Below are 540 nucleotides of genomic sequence, written 5' to 3'. Positions count from 1 at the left end.
AGCGGACGAGGACCTCGTAGAAGACGGCTCGTTTGAACCAGTCCGGGTCGCGGTCCTTGGCGGGGGTGTCCTCGAAGGTGTCCGGCACGGGCTCGTTGAAGATCATGTGATGGGTGACCCTCCGTTCTGCGGGTGGGACGGTCGCAGAACCGTGCAGACGTGGGCGGGCGTACGGCCCGGCTCCAGGCGCACATAGTTGGCCCTGCCCCAGTGGTAGGTCTCGCCGGTCAGCTCGTCGCGCACCGGCACCGACTCGTGCCAGTCCAGGCCGAGTTGCGGCATGTCCAACGAGACCGTCGCCTCCTGGGTGTGGTGGGGGTCGAGGTTGGCGACCACCAGGACCGTGTTCGGCCCCTGCCGCTTGGAGTAGGCGATCACCTCCTCCTTGTCCGTGGCGTGGAAGTGCAGACCGCGCAGCCGGCGCAGGGCCGGGTTCTGCCTCCGGATGGTGTTGAGGCGGGTGATGAGGGGGGCGAGGGTGGTGCCCTCGCGGGCGGCGCGGGTCCAGTCGCGGTGGGTGAGCTGGTACTTCTCCGAGTT

General features: G+C 68.5%; 1 pseudogene. It reads right to left on the bottom strand.

The features are described from left to right. Positions 1–102: 102 nt before the first annotated feature. Positions 103–540 (bottom strand): annotated as a pseudogene (locus tag IG94_RS0138055) (DUF3459 domain-containing protein); the annotation flags it as partial.

The sequence above is a fragment of the Streptomyces olivaceus genome (genome assembly GCF_000721235.1).
Classification (GTDB): Bacteria; Actinomycetota; Actinomycetes; order Streptomycetales; family Streptomycetaceae; genus Streptomyces; species Streptomyces olivaceus.
The sequence above is the reverse complement of the archived record's forward strand: the minus strand, read 5'-3'. Positions and strand labels throughout refer to the sequence as shown.